Raw genomic sequence first — 6,424 nt, 5'->3', positions numbered from 1 at the left:
TCACGACTTCGAGGCGAACCCGGACTCCTACGACGAGCTCGAGCGTCGCCAGCTCGAAACGCACGCGGCCGGGATCAAGGCCACGGTCTCCGGCTGGGCCAACGACACGGTCAACGAGATGCGTCTCGCCTGCGGCGGTGCCGGCTACATGGCCGAGAACCGGCTCACCGGAATCCGCGCCGACCTCGACGTGTTCTCCACGTTCGAGGGCGATAACGTCGTGCTCACCCAGCTCGTCGCGAAGGAGCAGCTCACGGCGTACGCCAACGAGTTCTCGGATATGGACCCCGTCCACCTCGTGGGCACCGTCGTCGGCACGGTCGGCGACATGGTGCAGGAGCGCGTGCGCGCGACGACACTCTGGCAGAAGCTCATCGACTCGGTGACGGACCGCGAGAACACCGACCTCCTCGAGCGCGGTCACCAGATCCGCCTCCTCACCGACCGCGAAGAGCACCTCGTGGAGACGGCCGCGCAGCGGATGCGCCGCGCCGATTCCAACGACAAGATCTCCGCGTTCGACACGTTCAACGGCGCCCAGGACCACATCCTCGCCGTCGGCCAGGCGCACATGGACCTGTACGTCTTCGACCGCTTCGTCGAGGCGATCGACAAGATCGAAGAGGAGGACCCGAACACCGCCGAGGTACTCGACGCGCTGCTGGACCTCTACTTCCTCGACATCGTCGATAAGAACAAGGGCTGGTTCCTCGAGCACAACCGACTCACCACCGAGCGGACGAAGGCCGCGACGGCGTCCTATAACCGGCTGTGCCGTTCGCTGTCGTACTACGCCGACGATCTCATCAAGGCGTTCGGCATCCCGGCGATACTCACCGACGTACCGATGCTCCGCGAGGCCGGCGTCGACCCGGCCGAGGGCGCCGAGCCGGCGGGGTACAAGAAGTAGCCCGTCCGCGTCATTTCGGGCGCCCATGCGTCCTCCTCGCCCGCCTGCGCCGAACGTGCAGGCGGGCGAGGTTCTCCCAGCATTCGTTTGGCTAAATCCCGGACCGCCACTCCGCCATTGTTAAGGTATTTCCATGACGCTTCTCCTCGGAATCGGAGCGTCAGCCCTAGCTACATGCCTGGCGTGGCCTCTGTCCCGCCTCATGGGACGGCAAGCGGGCTGGCCCCTGGCGATCCTCTACCTTGCCGGATTCGCAGCGCTCGTTCCCGAGGCGAAGAACGTCTTTTCCGGAAACCCCGGCACGACGGCTTCGCTCCCGTGGGTTCCGGCGCGGGGGTGGGACGCGGTATTCGTCGCCGAGCCCATCGGCATGTTCTTCGCGCTCATCACCCTCGGGATCGGCGCGATAGTCCTCGTCTATTCCACGGCGTACTTCGACAAGACCGCCCCCGCCGAGGCCGGAACGATCCCCGCACACACCGAGCCCCCTCCGGGAACCCGTTTGGCCAAAGCCCCGGGATACGCCTTCTACCAGCTCATCGCGGTGTTCACGTTCGGGATGCTGCTGCTGGTATTCACCGACTCTCTTGCGGTGCTGTACGTCGGCTGGGAGATCACCTCGCTGGCGAGTTTCGCACTCATCCTCACCTCGGGTCGGCCCGCATTCGCCTCGGCCATGCGCACCCTCTCCGCAACCTTCGCCGGCGGCCTGGCCCTTCTCGCGGCCATCGCGCTAGTGTGGATGTATTCGGGTACCGACCGGATTTCCGAGGCACTGTCCGGGACCGTGTGGACCGACGAACCGCAGATCACCGGTCTCGTCGCGGTGCTCGTCGCCGTTGCCGTGTTCTCGAAATCGGCGCAGTGGCCGTTCCACTACTGGCTCCCCGGAGCCATGGCCGCGGCCACCCCGGTCTCGGCGTATCTGCACGCGGCGGCGGTGGTCAAGGCGGGCATCTTCCTGGCGATGCGCTTCTCCCCCGCATTCGCCGACATCGCGCTGTGGCGCACCCTGCTCATCTCCGTCGGCCTCGGAACCGCGATCATGGCCGCGATCTTCGCGCTGCAGAAGTTCGACCTCAAGCAGCTCATGGCGTACTCGACGGTGTCGCAGCTCGGCTGGATCATCGCGGCGATCGGCGTCGGCACGGACGCGGCCCTTGCCGCCGCCGCGCTGCATACCCTCGCCCACGCCCTGTTCAAGTCGGGCCTGTTCATGCTCATCGGTGTCGTCGACCACGCGACCCATACCCGTGACATTCGCGAACTGCGCCGGATCCCGGGGCGCATTCGGGCGATGCCCGTGGCCTTCGCCGCGACCCTCGTCGGCGCCGCGGGCATGGCAGGGATCCCACCCCTTCTCGGTTTCGTTTCGAAGGAATCGATGCTCACCGCGTTTTCCTCGCTGGATGACGGCGGCGGGCGCTGGATCGTCCTGGCCGCCGCGACATTCGGGGCCATCGGAACATTCGCGTACTGCGCCCGCATCGTCCTCGCCGCCTTCGTCGATGTGGACCGCTCCGCGACGAAGCGGGGAAAGGGAGCGCCCGCAGCCGTCCACAAGGTGTCGCCGGTGCTGCTGTGGGCGGCGGCGATCCCGGCGTTCGTCGGCCTCCCCCTGGCGTTCTGGATGGGCCCGCTCGACGGGTTCCTCGATGCCTTCGCGGCCGCCGCGGTCCCCGGCTCGCAGTACCATTCCCACCTCGCGTTGTGGCATGGGTTCGGCATCGAAATCGCCATCACCTCCGCCGTCATCGTCGTGGGTGGGTTGCTTGCCTGGTGGCGGAGGCCGATCGAGCGGGCGCTCGACCGCCCCCTCCTCCCATTCGACGGGGCAGGGGCCTCGGATGCGCTGGACCGCGAGGTAACGCTTGCCGGGGCCGCGCTCGCGAAGCTCACCGATTCCGATTCGCCGGCTCGGCACGTCGGCGCGCTGCTGGCCACGATGTGTGGACTCGCCGCGATCGGCCTTCTCGCGATGTTCGGCTCCGGCGGTCTGAGTACTGTGCCGCCGCTTCAGCCGAACCTCGGCCGCGTGTCCGATCTGGTCCTTCTCGTCGCGATCGCCTGTGCGGTGGTCGGCATGTGCGTCACCCGCTCGCGCGTGGGCACGGTCGTGCTGCTGTCGGCGGTCGGCATTTCGGTGACGGTGCAGATGTTCAGCCTCGGAGCGCCGGACGTCGGCCTGACCCAGCTCATGGTCGAGGCGATCACGGTGATCGTGTTCCTGCTCGTTCTGCGCCGGCTGCCGACGCATTTCCGTCGACCCTCGCGGGGTCGGCATTCGGCAGGGCTCGTGATGGCTGCGCTCGTCGGCGTCGGCGCGACCGTGGGTACGCTCGTGCTCACCTCGCGCCGCGAACGCTCGGACCTCGGTGAATACCTTCTCGAGAACACCGAGGAGATCAGCGGCGGGCACAACGTTGTCAACGTGATTCTCGTCGAGTTCCGTGCACTGGATACTTTCGGCGAGCTGTCCGTACTCGGCATGGCCGGGATCGCCATCGCCGCGGTGATCGCGTCGATGCGCGAACGCTACCTCGATCCGGGCGACTCGCTCGAGGCTCCTTTCGCCGAGCTGGAGGGACGATCCGAGCGGGTGCGCCGGGCCTTCGGCGACGTTCGACGCAATACCGTTCCGCTGCGACTGGTCGTGTGGTTCGCTGCGCCCGTGCTGCTCGCGGTCGCGGCGCTGCTGTTCTGGCGTGGGCACAGCAAGCCCGGCGGCGGCTTTATCGCGGCGCTCGTGGCTTCGGCTGCCATAGCGCTGATCTACCTGTCCAGGGACGCCGACCGTCCGCTTTCCAGGCAGAACACCCCCTCCGTCGTCATCGGGTTGGGGCTCTTGTTTGCCGGCGGCACCGGCATCGCAGGCTACCTGTGGGGCACGTTCCTCGAGCCGAAACACTGGGACGTCGGGGGGATCGCGCTGTCGAGCTCGCTCGTTTTCGACCTCGGGGTGTCGTTCGCCGTGCTCGGACTGGTCATGCTCGCTATCAACCTGCTCGGCATGGGGCGGCTGCGCCCGAACGGCGAGGCGCCCGCGCGGGATGAGGATGCACCTGCGCCGGATGACGACGGGGCGGAGGCGACGCCACGCACCGTCGACACGGAAAAGGAGGCGGCCGAATGATTCTCGCCGTGACGATCGGCGTTCTCCTCGCGGGCGCCACCTACCTGATGTTCCAACGGGACATGGTGCGCGTGGTGTTCGGGCTCACGCTTCTCAGCCACGGGGTCAACCTGCTACTGCTCGCAGCCGGCGTCGGCGCGTGGCGCGGCGAACCGCTCGACGGCCGGACAGAACTCGACGTGGCCGCCGATCCGCTGCCGCAGGCGTTCGTGCTCACTGCGATCGTCATCTCGATGGCCGTGTCGATCTTCATGTGTGCGCTCGCGGTGATCGGTCGCAATGACGATACCGAGACCGCACCGGCGACAGGAGGGAAAGCATGACCGACGCCAGCACTCTCCTGCCGCTGCTCATCGGCGTTCCCATCATCGGCGCGGCGCTCGCCGTCCTCGCCCCATGGCTCTGGGCTCGGCGCACCCTGGTGTACGCGGTACCCTTTGCGGCGCTCGCGGGCAGCGTGGCTCTCATCGTCCACCACGGCTCTACGCCGGTCGAGGCCGTCGGCTTCGGTGCGTATGTGCCCGGGGTGGCCATCCCGTTCGTGTCCGACACCTTTTCTGCACTCATGCTCGCTGTGTGCTCAGGCGTCGCGATCCTCGCGATCTGGCTCTCGGATGCGACCGGCGAGATACGCCGCTCCCGCTTCTTCCCCTCCCTCGTGCTGTTGCTGCTCGGCGGCGTCAACGGCGCCCTGCTCACTGCCGATCTGTTCAACCTCTTCGTGTGGGTCGAGGTCATGCTCATGCCCTCGTACGCGCTGCTCGCGCTCACGGGCGGGGCGAGGCGGATCGCCGCTGGCAGGCTGTTCGTGGTGATCAATCTGCTCACCTCGACGCTGCTCGTCGCCGGAGTCGGGCTGGTCTACGCGGTGTCCGGATCGGTGAACCTCGCCGCGCTCGCCGGCGCCGCGCGCGAGGACGGCCGCCTCGCATTCGCGCTCGGCCTCGTCGTCCTCGCGCTGTGCATCAAGGCCGGCGCGGTGCCCGTCCACGGTTGGCTGCCACAGACGTACCCGAGCACGAGCTCCGGGGTGATGGCGCTGTTCGCCGGCCTGCACACGAAGGTCGCGCTGTACGCGGTGATCCGGATCTGGACCACCGCATTCGACCTCGACCCGGCATGGGGTTGGATCATGCTTGCCGCAGCGCTCACCACGACGCTGGTGGGCGCTATCGCCTCCGCGTCCGGTTCGCGGATCCGCGGGGTGCTCGCGTGGCAAATGGTTTCCGGCGTCGGCGTCATCCTCGCCTCGCTCGCCGTCGGCACGACCAGGGTGTCCGGCGAACAGGGGCCGCAGCTGGCAACCTCCATCGTCGCCATCGCGCTCACCGGCGCGATCGTGTACATGATCCACCACATGCTCACCATCGGCGGACTACTCTCGGCGTTCGGCGCCTTCGAGCACCACTACGGCGCACCTCGGCTCACGGGTCAGGGCGCGCTGCGCGGCATGTGGTGGCGTGAACGGTGGATGGCGCTGGTGTCGATCGTGCTTATCGCCTCGCTCATCGGGCTGCCGCTCACGAGCGGGCTCGTCGCGAAATTCGAGGTCGTGCGCGCGGGCGCGGAGGCCGGCGGCTGGCCCGGCCTGACGATGCTCGCCGCAGTGTGCGTGGGCTGGTTCATCGGGCTGATCGCGATGATCCGCCTGTGGAAGCACACCATGTGGGACACCGAAGACGAGGGTGATGAGGATGCCGAGGACGATGAGGCACCTGCCGAGATACAGGACGCGGATTCGGGCGATGAGGCGGCCGCCCCAGTCCGGCGCATGCCTGCCACGCTGACGGCGCCGGCGGTCATCTTCGCGGCGGCGAGCATGGCGATGTTCTTCGGCTACCAGCCACTCGCGCAGATCGTGGACCGCGCCGTCGTCGGGCTCATCGACACACGCGGATATGTCGAGGCGGTACTCGGCTCGGACGCGATCGACGGAGAGTACATGGTTCCTCCCCTCGACCCCGACGCAGAGTTCCGACCCCTCGCCGGGGATGACGCTGCCGAAACGGTCGGGGCGGAAAGGGGCGATCGCTGATGCTGCGCCAGATTCTCAACGTCCCCGCGGTCACGGCGTGGATGGGGTGGCAGATTCTCCTCGCCTCGCTCGGCGTGATCCGCGCCGCGTTCTCGCCCGCGCCGATCGGACCGCCGATCATCATCCGCTACGACCTCGTCGGCAAGAGCGACCTCCAGGCGACGGTGTTGTCGTGGGCGATCACTGTCACCCCGTCGACTCTCGTCCTCGGCATCGGCGGTGACGAATTGTATGTTCACTGCGTCCTCGGAGGCGACCGCGAGGAGATCGTCGCCGAGATCGCAGAAATGGAACGCAGGCTCTTGACGGTGCTCTCTCCGCCGTCATCGCCGGAAAACCGCAAGGC

The 6,424-nt window shown here is 67.6% G+C and carries 4 protein-coding genes and 1 pseudogene; all 5 read left to right on the top strand.

The annotated features are described in order from the left end of the window. Positions 1-910, top strand: a 910-nt coding sequence (locus K8V11_RS13010) for an acyl-CoA dehydrogenase (RefSeq protein WP_303915094.1), incomplete at its 5' end; no start/stop codon positions are given. 133 nt (positions 911-1,043) lie between these two features. Further along, positions 1,044-4,043 (top strand): DUF4040 family protein, encoded by a 3,000-nt coding sequence (locus tag K8V11_RS13005; RefSeq protein ID WP_303915091.1) that lies wholly within the window; start codon positions 1,044-1,046, stop codon positions 4,041-4,043. Then, positions 4,040-4,336: pseudogene (locus K8V11_RS13000) on the top strand (sodium:proton antiporter); the annotation flags it as partial. The gene K8V11_RS13005 and the pseudogene K8V11_RS13000, both read left to right, overlap by 4 nt. Positions 4,337-4,362: 26 nt before the next feature. Continuing rightward, a complete protein-coding gene (locus K8V11_RS12995; protein WP_303915088.1) occupies positions 4,363-6,078 on the top strand; it encodes a proton-conducting transporter membrane subunit in 1,716 nt (571 codons plus the stop codon). Then, the coding region (locus K8V11_RS12990) for a Na+/H+ antiporter subunit E (protein ID WP_303915085.1) at positions 6,078-6,424 on the top strand (347 nt) is incomplete at its 3' end. The genes K8V11_RS12995 and K8V11_RS12990, both read left to right, overlap by 1 nt.

It is taken from the genome of Dietzia timorensis, from assembly GCF_020742175.1.
Classification (GTDB): domain Bacteria; phylum Actinomycetota; class Actinomycetes; order Mycobacteriales; family Mycobacteriaceae; genus Dietzia; species Dietzia timorensis_A.
Note: the sequence above shows the minus strand (reverse complement) of the source record. Positions and strands in the feature narration are given on the sequence as shown.